Source organism: Flavobacterium azizsancarii, from assembly GCF_027980145.1.
GTDB lineage: Bacteria > Bacteroidota > Bacteroidia > Flavobacteriales > Flavobacteriaceae > Flavobacterium > Flavobacterium azizsancarii.
The window spans coordinates 1-502 of the sequence record NZ_JAMZNK010000120.1 but is presented as its reverse complement, the minus strand read 5'-3'; the positions used below and the strand labels follow the sequence as shown (position 1 = coordinate 502).

At 34.7% G+C, this 502-nt stretch carries 1 protein-coding gene; it reads left to right on the top strand.

Features of this window, described 5'->3' with window-relative positions:
* Positions 1-502, top strand: a 502-nt coding sequence (locus NJT12_RS24875; protein ID WP_271338802.1) for a 6-phosphogluconolactonase, incomplete at both ends; no start/stop codon positions are given.

Genomic DNA, 502 nt, shown 5'->3' with positions numbered 1-502 from the left:
GCAGGAAATCGCGCAATTAATTAGATCTAAACAAGAAAAAGGAAAATCTTGCGTATTAGGTTTAGCAACAGGTTCTTCTCCTATCAAAGTTTATGAAGAATTAGTGAGAATACACAAAGAAGAAGGATTAAGTTTTAGCAATGTAATCACTTTTAATCTGGATGAGTATTATCCAATGACCAAAGAGAACAATCAGAGTTATCATTATTTCATGCACCAGCATCTTTTTAACCATATTGATATCAAACCGGAGAACGTTAATATTCCTGATGGCACTGTAAATATTGAGGAATTAAATCAATATTGCATCGACTATGAAATGAATATTAAAAATGCCGGAGGACTTGATTTTCAATTATTAGGAATTGGCCGTACCGGTCACGTAGGTTTTAACGAACCGGGATCACACGTCAATTCAGGAACCAGGATTATTACACTGGATCATATTACAAGAGTAGACGCTTCATCAGATTTTAATGGTATCGACAACGTTCCTAAAAGA